At 62.4% G+C, this 20,254-nt stretch carries 10 protein-coding genes; 2 read left to right on the top strand and 8 right to left on the bottom strand.

Translation table 11 applies throughout. From position 1 onward, the window contains the following. The first annotated feature begins 84 nt into the window (after window positions 1-84). Window positions 85-1,314: an NAD(P)/FAD-dependent oxidoreductase gene (locus JQ600_RS15915; protein ID WP_212391703.1), complete on the top strand. Its 1,230-nt coding sequence runs from the start codon at window positions 85-87 to the stop codon at window positions 1,312-1,314. Here JQ600_RS15915 and JQ600_RS15910 read toward each other — a convergent pair. The 7 genes from JQ600_RS15910 to rplJ form a co-directional block, all read right to left on the bottom strand. After that, window positions 1,251-3,299, bottom strand: coding sequence for an ABC transporter ATP-binding protein (locus JQ600_RS15910; protein ID WP_212489978.1), 2,049 nt, complete (start codon window positions 3,297-3,299; stop codon window positions 1,251-1,253). The genes JQ600_RS15915 and JQ600_RS15910 overlap by 64 nt on opposite strands. Window positions 3,300-3,438: 139 nt before the next feature. Next, window positions 3,439-5,493: an FAD-dependent oxidoreductase gene (locus JQ600_RS15905; protein ID WP_212391699.1), complete on the bottom strand. Its 2,055-nt coding sequence runs from the start codon at window positions 5,491-5,493 to the stop codon at window positions 3,439-3,441. Window positions 5,494-5,800: 307 nt separating this feature from the next. Then, window positions 5,801-6,892 (bottom strand): helix-turn-helix transcriptional regulator, encoded by a 1,092-nt coding sequence (locus JQ600_RS15900; RefSeq protein WP_212391697.1) that lies wholly within the window; start codon window positions 6,890-6,892, stop codon window positions 5,801-5,803. Window positions 6,893-7,039: 147 nt separating this feature from the next. Next, a complete protein-coding gene (gene rpoC / locus JQ600_RS15895; RefSeq protein WP_212269293.1) occupies window positions 7,040-11,239 on the bottom strand; it encodes a DNA-directed RNA polymerase subunit beta' in 4,200 nt (1,399 codons plus the stop codon). Window positions 11,240-11,393: 154 nt separating this feature from the next. Next, entirely contained in the window at window positions 11,394-15,512 is a 4,119-nt protein-coding gene (rpoB, locus tag JQ600_RS15890) for a DNA-directed RNA polymerase subunit beta (RefSeq protein WP_212391695.1), read from the bottom strand. Between the two features lie 457 nt (window positions 15,513-15,969). Continuing rightward, on the bottom strand, window positions 15,970-16,347 hold the full coding sequence (gene rplL / locus JQ600_RS15885; protein ID WP_212269295.1) for a 50S ribosomal protein L7/L12: 378 nt from the start codon (window positions 16,345-16,347) through the stop codon (window positions 15,970-15,972). A 52-nt stretch (window positions 16,348-16,399) separates the two neighbouring features. Then, window positions 16,400-16,918, bottom strand: coding sequence for a 50S ribosomal protein L10 (rplJ, locus tag JQ600_RS15880; protein ID WP_192733879.1), 519 nt, complete (start codon window positions 16,916-16,918; stop codon window positions 16,400-16,402). 690 nt (window positions 16,919-17,608) lie between these two features. Between rplJ and JQ600_RS15875 the strand changes: the two genes are divergently transcribed. After that, window positions 17,609-19,258, top strand: a complete 1,650-nt coding sequence (locus tag JQ600_RS15875; RefSeq protein WP_212489977.1) for a hypothetical protein — start codon at window positions 17,609-17,611, stop codon at window positions 19,256-19,258. A gap of 11 nt (window positions 19,259-19,269) precedes the next feature. Here the strand turns inward: JQ600_RS15875 and JQ600_RS15870 are convergent, their stop codons facing one another. Then, the gene (locus JQ600_RS15870; protein ID WP_212391693.1) at window positions 19,270-20,223 is read right to left on the bottom strand and encodes a 2-hydroxyacid dehydrogenase; all 954 of its coding nucleotides are present in this window, start codon (window positions 20,221-20,223) and stop codon (window positions 19,270-19,272) included. Window positions 20,224-20,254: the final 31 nt, after the last annotated feature.

Below are 20,254 nucleotides of genomic sequence, written 5' to 3'. Positions count from 1 at the left end.
GTTCCCGTCCAAAGCGGATTGCCAAGCTAAGCCTTTATTTGCCTTTCCCGGCGCAAAACTAGCCCTTCAAGGCCGGAAATTCCTATGCAGTACACGGACATTGCAATTATCGGGGGCGGCCTCGCCGGCTCGACCGCGGCCGCGATGCTCGGACGCGCCGGGATTCCGACGCTCCTGATCGACCCGCATGAAAATTATCCGTTCGATTTTCGCGTCGAAAAGCTGAGCGGCGACACCCAGGTCGACCTTTTGTACAAGACGGGATTCGCCGATTCGCTGCTGCGTTCGACCACCCATGACGGCGAAAACTGGATCGCGCGGGCCGGCTATCTGCTCGACAAGCGGCCGAGCCAGCAGTTCGGCATCATGTATGACGCGCTGATCATGGCGATTCGGGCCGAAATCCCCAAACCTGCCGAACTGGTCTACGCCAAGGTCACGGATGTCTCGACCAGCGACGATCGCCAGAAGCTCACGCTCTCGAACGGCGAATCGATCTCGGCGCGGCTGGTGGTGCTGGCCAATGGGTTGAACATCGGGCTCCGCCGCAATCTCGGCATCGAACGCCAGATCATCAGCCCGTGCCACTCGATCTCGATCGGATTCGACCTTGCGCCCGCCGGTCGCGCCGCTTTCGCATTTCCCGCGCTGACCTATTTTTCGGAACGTCCGAGCGGCCGTATCCCCTATCTGACGCTGTTTCCGGTCGGCACCAGGATGCGAGCGAATCTGTTCGCCTATCGCGAGGCCGACGATCCCTGGCTGCGCGAGATGCGGCAAAAGCCGGTCGAGACCATGAATGCCGCGCTGCCGCGGCTGCGCCGCATCACCGGCGAGTATACCGTGTCAGGCGACGTCAAGATCAGGCCAGCGGATATCCACGTCAGCACAGGCTATCGGCAGCCCGGCATCGTCCTGGTCGGCGACGCCTTCGCCACCACCTGCCCCGTCACGGGCACCGGCACAGACAAGGTACTCACTGACGTCACCCAGCTCTGCAACGTCCATATTCCCGCCTGGCTGGGGACCGAGGGCATGAACGAGGCCAAGATCGCGTCGTACTACGAAGATCCGGTCAAGCAGGCCTGCGACGCCTGGTCGATGGCGAAGGCCTTCAGCTTCCGCAAGGTCACCCTGGACCGCGGCATCTACTGGCGCGCACAACGCCTGGCGCGATTCCTGGCGTGGTTTGGCGAAGGCAATCTGCGACGGTTACGCAAGGCAATCAGCGCGGAATCAAAAACCCACGCTCACTCCTCCTCGTCCTCGTCCTCATCATCATCATCGTCGTCTTCATTGTCGTCGTCCGCCTGACCGGCCGCATTGTGCGGCTTGTGGCCCTGGTCGTCCCAGAGCTTGCGGTAGGCGCCATTGCGGGCAAGCAGCTCCGCGTGCGAGCCGCGCTCGATCGCCTTGCCGTTTGAAATCACGATGATCTCGTCCATCTCGACCACCGACGTCAGGCGGTGCGTCGACCAGATCATGGTGCGTCCCTCCGCGACCTTCAGCAGCGTGCGATTGATCGCAGCTTCCGTGGTCTGGTCGAGCGCGGACGTCGCTTCGTCCAGCAGCAGGACGGACGGGTTGCGGATGACGGCGCGCGCGATCGCGATGCGCTGGCGCTGGCCGCCCGACAGCGTGTCGCCGCGTTCGCCGACCGGCGTGTCGTATTTCTGCGGCAGGCTCATGATGTACTGGTGAATCTCGGCCTTCTTGGCGGCCTCCACGACCTCTTCGTCGCTCGCGCCTTCCTTGCCGAGCCGGATGTTTTCGCGGATCGACATGTTGAACAGCATGTTCTCCTGGAACACGACCGCCATGCTCCCGCGCAGCGATTCCAGGGTGACGCGGCGGACGTCGACGCCGTCGATGGTCAGGCGCCCCTCGTCGGGCTGGTAGAGCCGCAGGATCAGATTGAGCAGCGTGCTCTTGCCGGAGCCGCTGGGTCCGACGACGGCGATACGCTTGCCGGCATTGAGCTTGAGGCTGAGATTGTCGAGCACCGGCGTCTCGCTGCCCTCGTACTGGAAGGTCACGCGATCGAAGGTGATGTCGTTGGTGATGCGGGGCAGATCGGGCGCGCCGGGGCGGTCGGCCCCGCGGGTCGGCTCGTCCAGCAGTTCCTGCATATGCCGCACCGATGCGGCCGCCTGGATCGACACCGGAATGAAATGCATAAGATGGGCGATGTTGTAGGACACCTCCCAGAACGCGCTCTCGAAGGTCACGAAGGTGCCGATGGTGATCTGGCCCGTGGTGGCGAGATAGGCGCCGATCGCGAGCACCACCAGATGCAGCAACAGCACCGAGATCGTGACGGTGCGTTCCACCATGGTCGACAGGAACACCGCGGACGCGGTCTTGGTGCGCACATCCTGGTTGCGTAGGGAGAACCAGCCGAACGCGCGGCGCTGCAAGCTGAACGCTTTCACCACCGCCTGGGCCGCGACGTTTTCCTGCACCATGCCGAGCAGCGCCGATTCATTCAGCTTCTGCTCGTAATTGGCCTGCACCGCCTTTGGCGTCAGAATCCGCGGGCCGATCAGCGTGATCGGAAACACCAGAAGCGCGACGGCCGCGAGCTGCCAGTTCAGGAACAGCATCAGGATGATGCCGGCGATCAGCTCCAGGAACGGCAGCGCCGCGCTGTTGGCAAAGGTCTTGACCGCCCCCTCGAAGGCCGAGAGGTCGATGGAGAAGCGCGAGAGAATTTCGCCACGCTTGGTGCGGGCGAAATAGCCCGCCGGCAAGCTCTGGACATGCTCGAACAACCGGGTCCGGACATCGGAAATGATGCCGGCTGCCAGCCGCGCATCCCAGCGCTCATACCAGATCGCGACGATCGAGGTGATGATGCCGGCGACCGCGAGCACGCCGAGGATCTTGTAGAGCGCCTGGAAATCCTCTTCGCCGAGCGCGTCGTCGATCAGGAATTTCAGGCTGAGCGGCATGATGACGTTGAACAGCGTCTCGACCAGCACGCCGAAGGTGACGATCGCCAATGGCTTCCTGTAATTGCCCAGATAGGGCTTGACGAAGCCGTAGACCGTCGCCATCGCGCCGGCGGCTTCCTTCGCGGTGAAGACGACGAGGTCCTCGTCATCATCGTCGTCGAGCTCCAGCTCGTCGTCCTCGTCCTCGTCTTTCTTGGCTTTTTTGTCTTTTATGCCGTCATCGGCGGCGGGCAAGCCGGCCGGCTTGCCACTGGCGATAGCCTCGAGCGCGAGCTTCTTCGCAAGCTCAGGATCGTCCGCTGACGCGGGATTCTGATCATCCGAAGAAGGAGGCTTTGGCGCCATGAAACCAACCGATGCTGCACGGCCGGCATGACCGCAAATCGAAACGCGATAGCGGTGGACGCTACCGCGCCGATCCTATGCGATCAGGATGAATTCGGCAAAACAATTGGCAAACAATCCGAGTACCGGAAGCTGCCGATCAGTCTTCGGACTCCACCTTGTCGAAGAACGAATAGCGCAGGCTGTCGGAGTCGGCGTACCACTGTCCCGGCCCCTTGTTGGCGGCAAGCGTCGCCGCCCACAATGCATCGGTGACGTCGCGGCGATGCATTGAGAGGTCGAATCCGTTGCCGAAGAACAACTCCGACCATTCCCACCAGGTGCTGAGCTTCTTCACCCCGCGCAGCAGGTCGTAGCGGTCGATCAGCGCCGGCGGCGTGTCCGACGTGACGGAGCCGAACAGCAGTCCGGTCTTGATCACCCGGTTCAGTTCGCGCACGGCGCGCGGGACCTGCTTCTCCGCGACGTGGCACAGGCTGGTCTCGAACACGAAATCGAACTCGCCGTCCTTGAACGGCATATCGACGATCGAGCCGAGCTTGTTGAATTTCTTCAGCGCCTTCGGCGTCCGGGCATGGATGGCGCGGTTGTTTTCGATGCCCCAGGCGTCGATGCCGCGCTCGCGCAGCGCGCCGACCAGTTCGCCGCTGGCCGAGCCGGCGATCAGGAGCTTGTAGCCCCTCGCCCGGTTCCAGACGATCTTGATCAGGTCCGTCAGATAGGCCGGGTCGGTAAACTCGCTCCAGACCTCGCTGTAGGGGCCAAGCCCGCGATAATTTTCGAAATAATCGCGATCGATCTTGTCGGAGAGCGACCCGCCCGCCTGCGCGCGTGCGCGGCGTAGCCGCATCATCTCGGAGACGATGATGTCGGTGGCGGCGTCGGAGGAGTCGAGCAGTCCGTTCAGCGTGGAGTCGAACAGATAATCGCCGACCACGACGATCCCCGGATGTTCCTTCGGCTCGGGCCGGTGGTTGGTCATGACGTCGCGCACCGGCAAGCCGCCCGGCAGCGCGTTCACCGACGACAGCCAGCGATGGATCTTGCCTTCCTTGAAATAGTCACGGGCGTTGCCGAGCGCCGCCGGCAGCGACTTCAACGCGGCGTCGATCAGTTCCTGATCGCTGAGATTTGCAAATGCCAGCGCATCGGAACCCGCGATCAGCCAGTTCAGGACGCCATGCTTGCCCACATCATGACGCGCGCCCTCGTTGTAGACGCAGCAGCCGCCGAATGCCTCCGACATGAACCAGGCGCCGGGGATCTTCTCGCCCCAGAACGGCTCGTCGAACAGGATCGAAACCCGCAGATAATGCGCGGGCCGGTCGAAATAGGCGACGTGCTTGACCATCGACTTGCGCAGCTGCTCGCCGTTCCAGCGCATCGTGCCGAGCCAGGAATGCGGCAGGCACATCACCACAAGATCGAAGTCCCGCGTCTCCGGTCCCTTGCCGTTCATCATGTTGAGCTGATAGCGGCCGGAGGACGTCTTGCCGACCTGGAGCACCCGGTGATTGAGCTGGATATCGGCGGTGACTTCGCTGCGCAGGCAATCGACCAGTTGTTCGTTGCCGTTCTGAATCGAATACAGCCCGATATAGCCGTCGACATCCATCACGAAGTTCTTCAGCGCGTTCAGCCCGTTGGTGTTGTGGGGCTCGGTCGCGATGTCCGAGCGGGCCATCACCTTGAAGAAGCGCTTGGCGGTATCGTCGTCGACGAACTTTTCGAGCAGTTCCTCGGCGGTCATGTAGGCCCACGGATGCTCGTTATCGTGGGCGCCGACGCCTTCGTAATATTCGAGCGGCGACACCATATCGCTGCAGCGCTTGCGGAAGCCCTCGATCGCGGCTGCGGTCTTCGCGCCGTATTTGCGGCGCATGCCCGGCACGTCATTGAGGAGTTCGCCGTCGAACTGCACCTGCTCGGCGTCCATCGGAATCGTCTGCAGGCCGAAATGCTGGATCAGCTCGCGCAGCGGATCCGGGCCGGTCATCGAGTAATCATAGATCTCGGCAACGCCGGCCTCATACATCGCCGGCGCCGAATCGAATTTGCGCGTGACGATCTTGCCGCCGACCCGGTCGGATGCCTCGTAGATCGTGATGCGGCAGAGATCGCCGAGCTTCTTTTTCAGATACCAGGCGCTCATCAGCCCGCCCGGGCCGCCGCCTACGATTGCAAGATCGAGCATGTGTTTTCCGCAAGTTCCCGCCTGCCCCCAAGTGCAGCCGGTTTAAGTCTCCTTAGCAAAAGCGCTTTTCACCCTGAAGGGAAGATGAACAAAGCAGGTCCGCGCATTGCAGCAATGCCGGAAAGCGCCAGGGAGCCCGCGATAACTGCGCTTTTTCATCCGAATCCGTACTCTTACGGGGGTTCGGCGCCGGTGGTTGATCGGGCGTCGCCGTGTGTGAATTCGCAGCCACGGTAGCGGCAAGCGGCTCCGCCGGCCTTATTCCCGCAGACGTGGAGTATGCCTTCGGATTCCCGCGGACGTTTCGTTATTTCGGGAACGCCTTGCCGGCGAGCAGACTGATCAGTTCCTGCTGCCGCGAAAGGCCTGTTTTCGCGAGCACGGACTTGAGCTGAGAGCGCACCGTTTCACGGCTGACACCAAGCGTCCCTGCGAGTACTTCGATCGTGCGGGCCTCGCTGATGCCGCGCGCCACACGCGCTTCCGCCGGCGTCAGGTCGAACAGGCCTTGCAGGACTTCGGCGGTCGGCACCGCGGCGCGATCGACTGGCGTCACCACAAGCAGCACGCTCGCTTGCGTGAAGATGTCGCGCGCGGCCCCGCGGACGGGAATGACGTGCAAGACCATCGGCAGATAATTGGCCGTCGCGGCAACCGGTATGGACTTGATGATCCGGCCATCCCCAAGAGGCCGCGCGGCGAGCGCTTCGGCCAGCAGCGCATCCGCCGTCACATCCGTCATAGTCACGCGCTCGGCACGGTCTTCAAACAGCGAAGGCATCAACGCCTCGAACAGGCCGTTGGCCGCGAACACCTGGCCGCGCGCACGTAGCACCGCGCCGGGCAGCCCCAGCGCCTGCAACGCGTCCGCCTGGGCGCGTGCGCGCTCGAAGCCAAGGCGGTTCGCCGTAAGCGATGCCCGCGCTAAATGTGGCCGCAGTCCATCCAGGAAGGTGACCATCTCGCGCGGCACCGGACCAAGATCCTGGTGCCGCGGCACGACGATGGCGATCGAATCGCCACTCGGTATCGGGATGATCGTGCCGGCCCGGTAGCCGAGGCCGTATTTGCGATAGAAATTGCAATAGACTTCGTTGGTTGCAATCTCCTCATCCGACAGAAGATCGCCGTCCGTGAGGAAGCCTGCATGATTCAGCGCGATGGCGCGCGGCAGATTCGGATCGCGCTCGCTCCACCCGTCATTCAGAAAGAGCGGCATGGTCGCATCATATTCGACTGAGTTGACCGCGCTGACGTATCCGTCCCGCACGGCGAACATAAACCCACCGCTACCGCTGGTCGCCGCACCGAGCTCGCCAAGCACAGCCGGCCAAAGGGAAGGAATGAGCCCCGCCTCGTAAATGCGGTCGATCAAATGTTCTGAAATTGAGTCGCTCATGGGGAATCGCAAGGAGCGTGTTGTTCACCAAATTCCATACTGATAGCACACACCGTTGTTGGGCGTGAAGCGTCGGGACCCCGCGTTGTAAAAAGCAAAAGCCGGCTTCGCAGCCGGCTTTCTTGTTGGGCGGAACTGGACAGGTCCCTATTCCGCGGGCGGCAGCGCCAGCGGTTCCGCTTCCGGAGCGGTCGGCACGATCGCGGCCTGCTTCTCGCGCTCGTCGAGGATCAGCTTGTCGCGCTTGACCGCGACTTCGCGGATCTTGGCCATCGAGGCGCCGGTGCCCGCCGGGATCAGCCGGCCGACAATGACGTTCTCCTTGAGGCCTTCCAGCGGATCCACCTTGCCGTTGACGGCGGCTTCGGTGAGCACGCGGGTGGTCTCCTGGAACGAGGCCGCCGAGAAGAACGAGCGGGTCTGCAGGCTCGCCTTGGTGATGCCGAGCAGTACCGGCGTTCCCGTGGCGATCTTCTTGCCCTCTTCCTTGGCCTTGGCGTTGATCACGTCGAACTCGATCTTGTCGACCTGTTCGCCCGAGATCATGTCGGTCTCGCCCTGGTCGGTGATCTCGACCTTCTGCAGCATCTGACGGACAATCACCTCGATGTGCTTGTCGTTGATGAGCACGCCCTGCAGCCGGTAGACTTCCTGGATTTCGTTGACCAGATAGGCTGCGAGTTCCTCGATGCCCTTGATCGCCAGGATGTCGTGCGGTGCCGGATTGCCTTCGACGATGAAATCGCCCTTTTCGACGATATCGCCGTCCTGCAGATGGATGTGCTTGCCCTTCGGGATCAGGTACTCCCTGGTCTCCTCGGTCTTGTCCATCGGCTCGATCGAGATGCGGCGCTTGTTCTTGTAGTCGCGGCCGAAGCGGATCGTGCCCGCGATTTCCGCGATGATCGCCGCATCCTTTGGCTTGCGAGCCTCGAACAGTTCGGCCACGCGCGGCAGACCGCCCGTGATGTCGCGGGTCTTGGCGCTCTCGGTGGAGATACGCGCCAGGATGTCGCCGGCCTTGACCTTCGCGCCGGTGTCGACCGACAGAATGCCGTCGACCGACAGCATGTAGCGGGCATCGCCGCCACGTGCGAGCTTCAGGACCTTGCCGTCCTTGCCCTTGACCACGATAGCCGGGCGCAGATCCGCGCCACCACGCGAGGCGCGCCAGTCGATGACGACGCGCTTGGCGATACCGGTGGATTCGTCGAGCGTTTCCGAGATCGACTGGCCTTCGACCAGGTCCTCGAACCCGATCGTGCCCTCGACTTCGGTCAGAACCGGACGGCTGTACGGATCCCATTCGGCGATCCGCTGGCCGCGCTTGACCATATCGCCTTCATCGACGTGCATGCGCGCGCCGTACTGAATGCGGTGGGTCGCACGCTCGGTGCCGTCGGCGTCGGTGATCGCAACCACCATGTTGCGGACCATCGCGACCAGATGGCCTTCGCTGTTCTTGGCGATGGCCTTGTTCTTGATGGTCACCTTGCCGTCGAAGTTCGACTCGATGAACGACTGCTCGTTGATCTGCGCCGCGCCGCCGATGTGGAACGTACGCATCGTCAGCTGGGTGCCGGGTTCACCGATCGACTGCGCCGCGATGACGCCGACCGCTTCACCATGGTTGACCGGCGTTCCGCGGGCCAGATCGCGGCCGTAGCACTTGCCGCAGATGCCGTTGACGAGTTCGCAGGTCAGGGCCGAACGGATCTTCACTTCCTGGATGCCGGCCTGCTGGATGGCGTCGACGTGAGTCTCCTCCATCAGCGTGCCGCGCTTGACCACGACCTTGTTGGTCGCGGCATCGCGCAGATCCTCGCCCGCGGTGCGGCCGAGAATGCGGGACGCCAGCGAGGCCACGACCGTGCCGGCATCGACGATGGCGCGCATCTTGATGCCGAGCTTGGTGCCGCAATCGTCCTGCGTGATGATGCAGTCCTGCGCCACGTCGACCAGACGGCGCGTCAGGTAGCCCGAGTTCGCGGTCTTCAACGCGGTGTCCGCGAGGCCCTTGCGGGCACCGTGGGTCGAGTTGAAGTATTCGAGCACCGACAGACCTTCCTTGAAGTTGGAAATGATCGGCGTCTCGATGATCTCACCCGACGGCTTGGCCATCAGGCCGCGCATACCAGCGAGCTGACGCATCTGGGCCGGCGAACCGCGCGCGCCCGAATGCGCCATCATGTAGATCGAGTTGATGTCGGCGTCGGCGCCCTTGGCGTTCTTCTTGGTCGAGGAGATTTCCTTCATCATCTCCTTGGCGATTTCTTCGGTCGCCTTCGACCAGGCGTCGACCACCTTGTTGTACTTCTCGCCATGGGTGATCAGGCCGTCATTGTACTGCTGCTCGAAATCCTTCGCCAGCGTACGGGTGGTGTCGACGATCTTCCACTTGGAGTGCGGCACGACCATGTCGTCCTTGCCGAACGAAATGCCGGCCTTGAACGCGTTGTAGAAGCCGAGCGCCATGATGCGGTCGCAGAAGATCACCGTCTCCTTCTGACCGCAGTGACGGTAGACCTGGTCGATGACGCCGGAGATTTCGCGCTTGGTCATCAGCTTGTTGATGATGTCGTACGAAATCTTCGCCGAGCTCGGCAACAGATTGCCGAGCATGACGCGGCCCGCGGTGGTTTCGATCCAGCGCTTGGACACCTTGCCGGTCTCGTCGATGCCTTCCCACCGATACTTGATCTTGGTGTGGAGGTGGATGACCTTTGAATGCAGGGCGTGCTCGAGTTCGGCCATCTCGCCGAAGATCTTGCCCTCGCCGGGCAGGCCTTCGCGCATGATCGACACGTAATAGAGGCCGAGCACGATGTCCTGCGACGGCACGATGATCGGCTGGCCGTTCGCCGGATGCAGGATGTTGTTGGTCGACATCATCAGGACGCGCGCTTCCAGCTGCGCTTCGAGCGACAGCGGAACGTGCACGGCCATCTGGTCGCCGTCGAAGTCGGCGTTGAACGCGGCGCAGACCAGCGGATGCAGCTGGATCGCCTTGCCCTCGATCAGGACAGGCTCGAACGCCTGAATGCCGAGGCGATGCAGCGTCGGCGCGCGGTTCAGCAGCACCGGATGCTCGCGGATGACCTCGTCGAGGATGTCCCAGACCTCGGGACGCTCTTTTTCGACCAGCTTCTTGGCCTGCTTCACCGTGGTGGACAGACCCTTGGCGTCGAGCCGCGAATAGATGAACGGCTTGAACAGTTCGAGCGCCATCTTCTTCGGCAGGCCGCACTGATGCAGCCGCAGTTCGGGACCGACCACGATCACCGAACGGCCGGAGTAGTCGACGCGCTTGCCGAGCAGGTTCTGCCGGAAGCGGCCCTGCTTGCCCTTGAGCATGTCGGCCAGCGACTTCAGCGGACGCTTGTTGGCGCCGGTGATGACGCGGCCGCGGCGGCCGTTGTCGAACAAGGCGTCGACGGCCTCCTGCAGCATGCGCTTTTCGTTGCGGATGATGATGTCGGGCGCACGCAGCTCCATCAGCCGCTTCAGGCGGTTGTTGCGGTTGATGACGCGGCGGTAGAGATCGTTGAGGTCCGAGGTCGCAAAGCGGCCACCGTCGAGCGGCACCAGCGGACGCAGGTCCGGCGGAATCACCGGCACCACGGTCAGGATCATCCACTCCGGCTTGTTGCCGGAATAGCGGAACGCTTCGACGATCTTCAGGCGCTTGGCGAGCTTCTTGTGCTTGATGTCGGATTCAGTTTCCTGCATCTCGGCGCGCAGCGACGCCTCGAGCTTTTCGAGCTCGAGACCCTTGAGCAGCTCGCGGATCGCTTCGGCGCCGATCATGGCGGTGAAGCTGTCCTGGCCGTATTCGTCCTGCGCCTTCAGATACTCGTCTTCCGACAGCAGCTGACGGTCCTTGAGCGCGGTCAGGCCCGGCTCCAGCACGACGTAATATTCGAAGTACAGGATCCGCTCGAGATCCTTCAGCGTCATGTCGAGCAGAAGGCCGATGCGGGACGGCAGCGACTTCAGGAACCAGATGTGCGCAACCGGCGCCGCCAGCTCGATATGGCCCATGCGCTCGCGACGGACGCGGGAGAGCGTCACTTCGACCGAGCACTTTTCGCAGATGATGCCCTTGTACTTCATCCGCTTGTACTTGCCGCACAGGCACTCGTAGTCCTTGATCGGCCCGAAGATGCGGGCGCAGAACAGGCCGTCGCGCTCGGGCTTGAAGGTACGGTAGTTGATGGTCTCCGGCTTCTTGATTTCGCCATACGACCACGACAGAATCTTCTCCGGAGACGCAATCGAAATCCGGATCTGGTCGAAGACCTGAGCCGGCGTCGTCGGATTGAAGAGATTCATAATTTCTTGGTTCATCGTCTTCTCCTCGCGTGCCGATCGTCACCGGCAGCAAATTCGAAATTCTTTGTCAGCGCGCGCCCTGCTCAACGTCCGAGCGGAGTGCGAATGCCCGGCACATCTGAGCGAAGACTTGCTTCGCCCGCATGCGCCGGACATGAAATCGTAAGCGTTACTCTGCCGCCTCGGACGTCGTGGCCGGGCCGATCTTGGAATTGTGCAGGTCGACGTTGAGGCCGAGCGAGCGCATTTCCTTGACCAGCACGTTGAACGATTCCGGGATACCCGCCTCGAACGTGTCGTCGCCGCGAACGATCGCCTCGTACACCTTGGTACGGCCGGCGACGTCGTCCGACTTCACGGTCAGCATTTCCTGCAGCGTGTAGGCGGCGCCGTACGCTTCGAGCGCCCAGACCTCCATTTCGCCGAAGCGCTGGCCGCCGAACTGCGCCTTGCCGCCCAACGGCTGCTGGGTGACGAGCGAGTACGGTCCGATCGAACGCGCATGGATCTTGTCGTCGACGAGATGGTGCAGCTTGAGCATGTAGATGTAGCCCACCGTCACCTTGCGGTCGAAGGCGTCGCCGGTCCGGCCGTCATAGACGGTCGACTGGCCCGAGGCGTCGAAGCCCGCGAGCTTCAGCATCTCCTCGATGTCGGCTTCCTTGGCGCCGTCGAACACCGGCGTTGCGATCGGCACGCCGTGGCTCAGGTTCTTGCCAAGCTCCATCAACTCGCCATCGTTCATCGTCTTGATGGTTTCATCGTCGCCGTAGATCTTCTTCAGGGTCTCGCGCAGCGGCTTGAGATCCTGCTTCTGATAATAGCTGTCGATGGTCTGGCCGATGCGCTTGCCGAGGCCCGCGCAGGCCCAGCCGAGATGCGTCTCCAGAATCTGACCGACGTTCATCCGGCTCGGCACGCCGAGCGGATTGAGCACGATGTCGGCATGGGTGCCGTCCTCGAGGAACGGCATGTCCTCGATCGGAACGATCTTGGACACCACGCCCTTGTTGCCGTGACGGCCGGCCATCTTGTCGCCGGGCTGGATCTTGCGCTTCACCGCGACGAAGACCTTGACCATCTTCATCACGCCGGGCGGCAATTCGTCGCCACGCTGCAGCTTCTCGACCTTGTCGAGGAAGCGCTGTTCAAGGCCCTTCTTCGATTCGTCGTACTGCTTCCGCATCGCCTCGATTTCAGCCATCAGCTTGTCGTTGGGCGAAGCGAACAGCCACCACTGCGAACGCGGATGCTCGTCGAGCACCGCACGGGTGATCTTGGTGTCCTTCTTGAAGCCCTTCGGACCGGCGATGCCCTGGCGGTTTTCCAGAAGCTCCGCCAGACGGCCGTAGACGTTACGGTCGAGAATCGCCTGCTCGTCGTCGCGGTCCTTGGCCAGACGCTCGATCTCTTCCCGCTCGATCGCCAGCGCACGCTCGTCCTTGTCGACGCCGTGACGGTTGAACACGCGCACTTCGACGATCGTGCCCTGCACGCCCGGGGGCACGCGGAGCGAGGTGTCGCGAACGTCGGACGCCTTTTCGCCGAAGATGGCGCGCAGCAGCTTTTCTTCCGGCGTCATCGGGCTTTCGCCCTTCGGCGTGATCTTGCCGACCAGGATGTCGCCGGCGCGAACTTCGGCGCCGATGTAAACGATACCGGCTTCGTCGAGGTTCTTCAGCGCTTCTTCCGAAACGTTCGGAATGTCGCGGGTGATTTCCTCCGGACCAAGCTTGGTGTCGCGGGCCATCACCTCGAATTCCTCGATGTGGATCGAGGTGAAGACGTCGTCCTTCACGATTCTTTCGGAGAGCAGGATCGAGTCTTCGAAGTTGTAGCCATTCCACGGCATGAACGCGACCAGCACGTTGCGGCCGAGCGCGAGTTCGCCGAGATCGGTCGAGGGACCGTCGGCGATGATGTCGCCCTTCTTGACGATGTCGCCGACCTTCACCAGCGGACGCTGGTTGATGCAGGTCGACTGGTTGGAGCGCTGGTACTTCATCAGCCGGTAGATATCGACGCCCGACTTGGTGGGATCGAGATCCTCGGTGGCGCGGATCACGACGCGGGTAGCGTCGATCTGGTCGATCACGCCGGAACGGCGGGCCGCGATCGCAGCACCGGAGTCACGCGCAACCACGCCTTCCATGCCGGTGCCGACGAACGGAGCCTCGGCGCGAACCAGCGGCACCGCCTGGCGCTGCATGTTCGAGCCCATCAGCGCGCGGTTGGCGTCGTCGTTCTCGAGGAACGGGATCAGGGCCGCGGCAACCGAAACCAGCTGTTTCGGCGACACGTCCATGTAGTCGACCTTGTCAGGCGTGATCGGCAACACTTCGCCGGCGTGACGGCAGATGATCAGGTCCTCGGTGAAGCGGCCCTTGGCGTCGAGCGGCACGTTGGCTTGCGCCACGCGATACCGGCCCTCTTCCATCGCCGAGAGGTACACGACCTCCTCGGTGACGCGGCCGTCCTTGACCTTGCGGTAGGGCGTTTCGACGAAGCCATACTTGTTGACGCGCGCAAACGTCGCGAGCGAGTTGATCAGACCGATGTTCGGGCCTTCCGGCGTTTCGATCGGGCAGATACGGCCGTAATGCGTCGGATGCACGTCGCGCACTTCGAAGCCGGCGCGCTCGCGGGTCAGACCGCCCGGTCCAAGCGCCGAAAGACGGCGCTTGTGGGTGATCTCCGACAGCGGGTTGGTCTGGTCCATGAACTGCGACAGCTGCGAGGAGCCGAAGAACTCGCGCACCGCGGCAGCCGCCGGCTTGGCGTTGATCAGGTCCTGCGGCATCACGGTGTCGATATCGACACTGGACATGCGCTCCTTGATCGCACGCTCCATGCGCAGCAGGCCGATGCGGTACTGGTTTTCCATCAATTCGCCGACCGAACGCACCCGGCGGTTGCCGAGATGGTCGATGTCGTCGATCTCGCCCTTGCCGTCGCGCAGGTCGACCAGCGTCTTGATGACGGCCAGGATGTCTTCCTTGCGCAGCGTGCGGTGGGTGTCGGGCGCGTCGAGTTCGAGGCGCATGTTCATCTTGACGCGGCCGACCGCGGACAGGTCGTAGCGCTCACTGTCGAAGAACAGCGACTGGAACATGGTCTGCGCCGAGTCGATGGTCGGCGGCTCGCCGGGACGCATCACGCGGTAGATGTCGAACAGCGCGTCTTCACGCGTCATGTTCTTGTCGGCATGCAGCGTGTTGCGGATGTAGGCGCCGACATTGACGTGGTCGATGTCGAGCAGCGGCAGTTCCTTGTAGCCCTGCTCGTTGAGGGCCTTCAGCGACTTCTCGGTCAGTTCCTCGCCGGCTTCGGCGTAGATTTCACCGGTCTTCGGGTTGACGAGGTCCTCGGCCAGATAGTTGCCGATCAGCTCTTCGTCCGACAGACGCAGCGCCTTGAGGCCCTTTTCCTGCATCTGGCGCGCGCTGCGCACGGTCAGCTTCTTGCCGGCCTCGAGCACGACCTTGCCGGTGTCGGCGTCGATCAGGTCGTTGATGGTCGAGTAGCCACGGAAACGGGTGGCGTCGAACGGCACGCGCCAGCCTTCCTTGCCGCGCTTGTAATTGATCTTCTTGTAGAAGGTGGACAGGATCGTCTCGCCGTCGAGACCAAGCGCATACATCAGCGAGGTCACGGGGATCTTGCGGCGGCGGTCGATGCGCGCGAACACGATGTCCTTGGCGTCGAACTCGATGTCGAGCCAGGAACCGCGGTACGGGATCACGCGGGCGGCGAACAGCAGCTTGCCGGACGAATGGGTCTTGCCCTTGTCGTGGTCGAAGAACACGCCGGGCGAACGGTGCATCTGGGAAACGATGACGCGCTCGGTGCCGTTGACGACGAAGGTGCCGTTCATGGTCATGAGCGGGATATCGCCCATGTAGACGTCCTGCTCCTTGATGTCCTTGACCGACTTGGCGCCGGTTTCCTCGTCGATATCGAACACGATCAGGCGCAGCGTCACCTTCAGCGGCGCCGCATAGGTCATGCCGCGCTGGCGGCACTCGTCGACGTCGTATTTCGGCGGTTCGAATTCATAGCGGACGAACTCCAGCATCGAGGTGCCGGAGAAATCCGAGATCGGGAACACCGAACGGAAGACCGCCTGCAGGCCCTCGTCCAGACGGCCGCCGACCGGCTCGTCGACCATCAGGAACTGGTCATAGGACGCCTTCTGAACCTCGATGAGGTTCGGCATCTCTGCGACTTCCTTGATGTGTCCAAAAAACTTGCGGATGCGTTTGCGACCGGTGAATGTCTGCTGCGCCATCGTGGCCTCTCATTTTCGTCGCCCTTGATGGACGAACCTTCCGAAGCGCGACTGCCATCGCCCCCGGGTTGAATTTTCGAATCGCTTCGCCGGAACCAAGCCCAAATTCAGGAATTAAGTCCCAAATCCGTTCTCCAGACCTTCAAAACGCAAAACGACGCGCGAGGCGCATGACTGCACCTCGCCCGTCCAACCATCGCTTCACGGACTGAAAAAGCCCGAAATTTGACTGTCTCCCAACGGCTTACGCCGAGAACCCTGCCGTTCCCGCCGCCTACCGTATTTTCCTGCTGCCAGCCCGATATGGGATGACAATAGTGGAGATTCGAGGGTTAACCCCGCGAATCCCCACACGTTTTTGTGTACGCCGTGCGTCCGGTTGTCCCATAGCACGACTTTTGCATCGATCCCGGGTGCAGCTGCGCCCCGCCCGGGACCTTGTCTCAAGTAACTTGCGTTACTTGAGTTCAACCTTGGCGCCGGCCTTTTCGAGCTGGGCCTTGATCTTCTCGGCTTCGTCCTTGTTGACGCCTTCCTTGACCGGCTTCGGCGCGCCTTCGACGAGGTCCTTGGCTTCCTTGAGGCCCAGGCCGGTGATGGCGCGGACTTCCTTGATGACTTCGATCTTCTTCTCGCCGGCGGCGGCGAGAACGACCGTGAATTCGGTCTTTTCTTCAGCGGGAGCGGCGGCAGCGCCACCACCGGCCGGACCGGCAACCGCAACGGCGGCAGCGGCGGACACGCCCCACTTTTCTTCGAGGAGCTTTGCGAGCTCGGCAGCTTCGAGCACGGTCAGGCTCGAGAGGTCGTCGACGATTTTCTGTAAGTCAGCCATTGATCTGTTTCCTTAAACGTATTGGTTCGAACCAGGTTTGATTTGCGAAGGGTCAGGCCGCTTCGCTCTTTGAGGCATAGGCCTGGACGACGCGCGCGAGCTTGGCCGCGGGCGCAGTCGAGAGCTGAGCGATCTTGGTCGCCGGCGCCACCAGGAGGCCGACAAGCTTTCCGCGCAGTTCATCGAGTGACGGCAGCGAGGCAAGAGCCTTCACGCCGTTAACATCCAGGACGGTTTTACCCATCGAGCCGCCGAGAATGACGAACTGCTCGTTCGTCTTGGCGAATTCGATGGCAACCTTCGGCGCCGCTACCGGATCGTCTGAAGTGGCGATCACGGTCGGTCCCTTCAGCAGGGAACCGATGGCAACGACATCCGTGCCTTCAAGAGCAATTTTGGCGAGACGGTTCTTCGAGACCTTCACCGACGCACCCGCCTGCTTCATCTGCATGCGCAGTTTCTGCATCTGGGCCACGGTGAGGCCGGAATAGTGGGCGACGACTGCAACGCTGGTGGTCTTGAAGACCCCGTTCAGCGCCTCAACCGCGTCCTTTTTTGCCGCTCTTTCCACAGCAAGCTCTCTCCGGTTGGCGGCCTTCGCGTGAGGCGAGACCGCCGGGTTGCACCCACCGTCTCACCCAAAACCTGACCTCAAGACACCAGTCCTTCGGACACGTCGGGCAAGACGACATTGAAAAGCCTGCCCTCCCGAACCAGATGGCGCGGGGTGTCGAGGTTCGAACCAAATCGGCTCACACGCCGCATAACGCGACGCCAAGCAAAATCCGGTCTTCACCCGTCTGTGCAGGCTATGCGATTAAGCCGTTGAAGAGACTTGCATCTCGTCGCGGGCGCCTGCAGTCTTGGACAGGATCGAGGTTATCCGGCAAGCCGGACGCCCCCTGCCGCATTCCAGCCTGACGATGGGTTTCCTCCCTTTCGAGCAATCCATAGCGGATGTCCTGAAAGGAATGATCTCCTACCGTATCGGGTTTTCGGAATGCGAGCACAGACGTGCCAGCAACGGCCAGCACGCCCGGAAGCCGTTCTTTACCGAGTCTCGCCCGTCTTGCCAAGAGCAAATTTCGGGCCGCGGCGGATGAGCCTGATGGAACCCGGAGCGACGACGTCCCGATGAAGGTTAGCGAATGCCTGCGCCGTGGCAAGACATCGTCCCAAACGCCTTACGGATCAGGCAATTTATTCTTGGTACCGGTAGCCGCTAACCGGCCTCCGGCCAGTTTAAGTCAGAGCTCCGCGAATGATCCGGCATATCCTTACCCTCCTGCTCGGCCTCGCGATCCTCGCCGGGGTCTATTGGGTGCTGGCGAACTTTCCGTTCAGGGCGATCGCCCTTGTCTATCTCCTTCTGGTCATTACCGGCGGCCTCAATTTCGTCTGGGTCGCGATCGTCATCGGAATGATGACCTTCGGTGCGATCCGGAAACATCCGGGCCTGGTCGTCGCGCCGCCATTGTTTTTCGCGATCTGGTTCGGCGCCGCGCTGGCGGAGCGGTACAAGGTAGCTGACGAAACCGATCCCGCACTGGCCGTCCGCGCGGTGCCGGCGGAATTGCGTAACATCCGAACAGTCACCCTCGTGACCCGGGCAACGCGAGGCTGCTGCGGACATGCCTCGCTCCTCGCCAACGGCCTGGTCGACGGCTACGTCCACGCCTATGACGGTGAGAACGGTCATATCGGACCGATCCGCCTCACGCAGCTGGCCGCGGCAAAGGACTGTACGAGCGACGAGCTGCGCCAATCCGAGCTGTTGCAGCGCGCCGGCCGCATCGACGAATGTCTGAAAACGACCACAATCGATGCGATTCCCGACGGGCTCGTGATCCGCATGCAGGAGAGACCATACTACCCCATGGTCGGCTGCTGCACGGTTGGCACGATCAACATCAGGCAGAATGGTGAAGAGCGCGCCGCGGCGACCTGGCACTCAGGCCGGCAAATCGTGCTCAGCTATGTCCCGCTCTTTGGGATGCCGAATGCGCCCGATCCGACGCTGTCCCTGTGGGACGGGTTTGCTGGCGGCCCTTTACTGATGATCTGGATCGGTGGCCCAACCTTCGCCGGTGAAGACCTCGCGGCCGCCGCTTACGGCATCGATTGGGACGCGCCACCGAAAACCGCCGATGTCAGCACCGCGGTACTCATCCGGCGCGCGGTCGAAATTTCCAGGGGATCGACCCGCGCTGCCGCGCTCGACATCGCCCTGACGGTTCAGGGCAAGGGCGTTGTCGATGACGACGTTCTCGGCGTGGTCTCCTCCTTCATCGAAACGGCATATTTCGGCGGCACCGCCTATGACAAGATTCAGGAATTCTGGTTCAAGCTCAATCCCGACCAGCAGCGCAAATTCATTGATCTGGTCATGGCGCGCATGCAGGATCCCACGATCGGCTTCGACTACAATCACGCCGCATTTCGCTGGGGGGCCGGAAGGTTCCCGGGCGTCGCGGATCAGGCTCTGCGCATCTTCGAGGACCGGCGCGATCTCAAGACCTGGCAATACGAGCTGGCGTTGCGCCTCGCCCAGAACGAGCGGATCCCCTACAAATCCGTGGAGTATTTTGCCGAGCAGCGCCAGCGTTTTCGTTCGATCCAGGACGACAGCAGCGGCGCCTTCGTCAGCCGCGCGCTCGCGTTCAAGCGGGTCTATCTTCTGAACAATGACGAGCAGCGCGAATTTTTCGCGCAACAGCTCGATCGTGTCCCGGATGCAGTGCTGGAACAGTTTCTGATTGCGGCCGGTTGGAATCGCGACGCTCCGGAGGAGGCCACCCTCACCGCGGCGACCCGCCAGCTACGCGAACGCGGCGCAGTCCGCATCGCGGCGGTAAAGGACGAGATGCTCCGGCGCAATCTGCAGGAACGGTACCACAATCGCGACAGCTAGCGGATCATGGTCTAGGCGGCCCGGACCTCATATCGCAATGGCCGGCCGGCGAAGTACGCCTCGAGATTGGCCATCACGCAGTCCTGCATCGCCACATGCGATTCCAGCGTGTGGCCGCCGATATGCGGAGACAGCACGACGTTCGGCAATGCCGTCAGCGCGTCGGGCGCATGCGGCTCCCTGGCGTAGACGTCGAGGCCGGCGCCGGCGATGGTCTGGTCGGTCAGCGCCGCGACCAGTGCCTGCTGGTCGATCACCGAACCCCGCGCGATGTTGATGACGTAGCCGTCCTTGCCGAGCTTGTTCAGGATATTGGCGTCGACGGCATGGTGCGTGTCGCTGCCGGCGCGAACCGCGATCATCAGCACGCTGCACCATTCCGCGAGCGCCTCGAGCGTCGGAAAATATTGATACGGCACGTCGTGCTGGCTGCGGCTGAAATAGCCGACCTCGGTTTCAAAGGCTGCGACACGCGCGGCGATCTTGCGACCGATCTCGCCCATGCCGTAGACGCCGATCTTTCGGCCGGGCATGCCGGCCTGCGGACGCATCATCGGCGATGGCTTTGCGCCGGCCCAGCTACCGCTGCGCACGTAATCATCGGCCACCAGCAAGCGCCGGGTCGCGGCCAGCATCAGCGTCACCGCGATGTCGGCAACGGAGGCGGCATTCGCGCCCGGGCTGTGGCCAAGCACAATGTTGCGCTTGGCGACGGCGGCCAGATCGACGCCGTCATATCCGGTGCCGTAACAGACAATGGCGGCCAGTTTCGGCATCTGGTCCATCGTGTTGGCGCTGAGCGGTGTGCCGCCTGCCGTGATCATCGCGCGAATACCGGAGAGTTGTTCGGCCGAGAACGTCTCGTTCGGTGGCTTGCCCGCAGCGTCCAGCAGTTCGTAGCGCTCACCGATCCGCACCATCAGGGCTTTTGGGAAGCGCGAATAGACCAGGACCTTCTCGGGCATGTTGTTCTTTCCCTGTCGCAAAGCAAAGGGC

The organism is Bradyrhizobium sp. AUGA SZCCT0176, from assembly GCF_018130145.1.
In the GTDB taxonomy this organism is placed as follows: Bacteria; Pseudomonadota; Alphaproteobacteria; order Rhizobiales; family Xanthobacteraceae; genus Bradyrhizobium.
The sequence above is the reverse complement of the archived record's forward strand: the minus strand, read 5'-3'. Positions and strand labels throughout refer to the sequence as shown.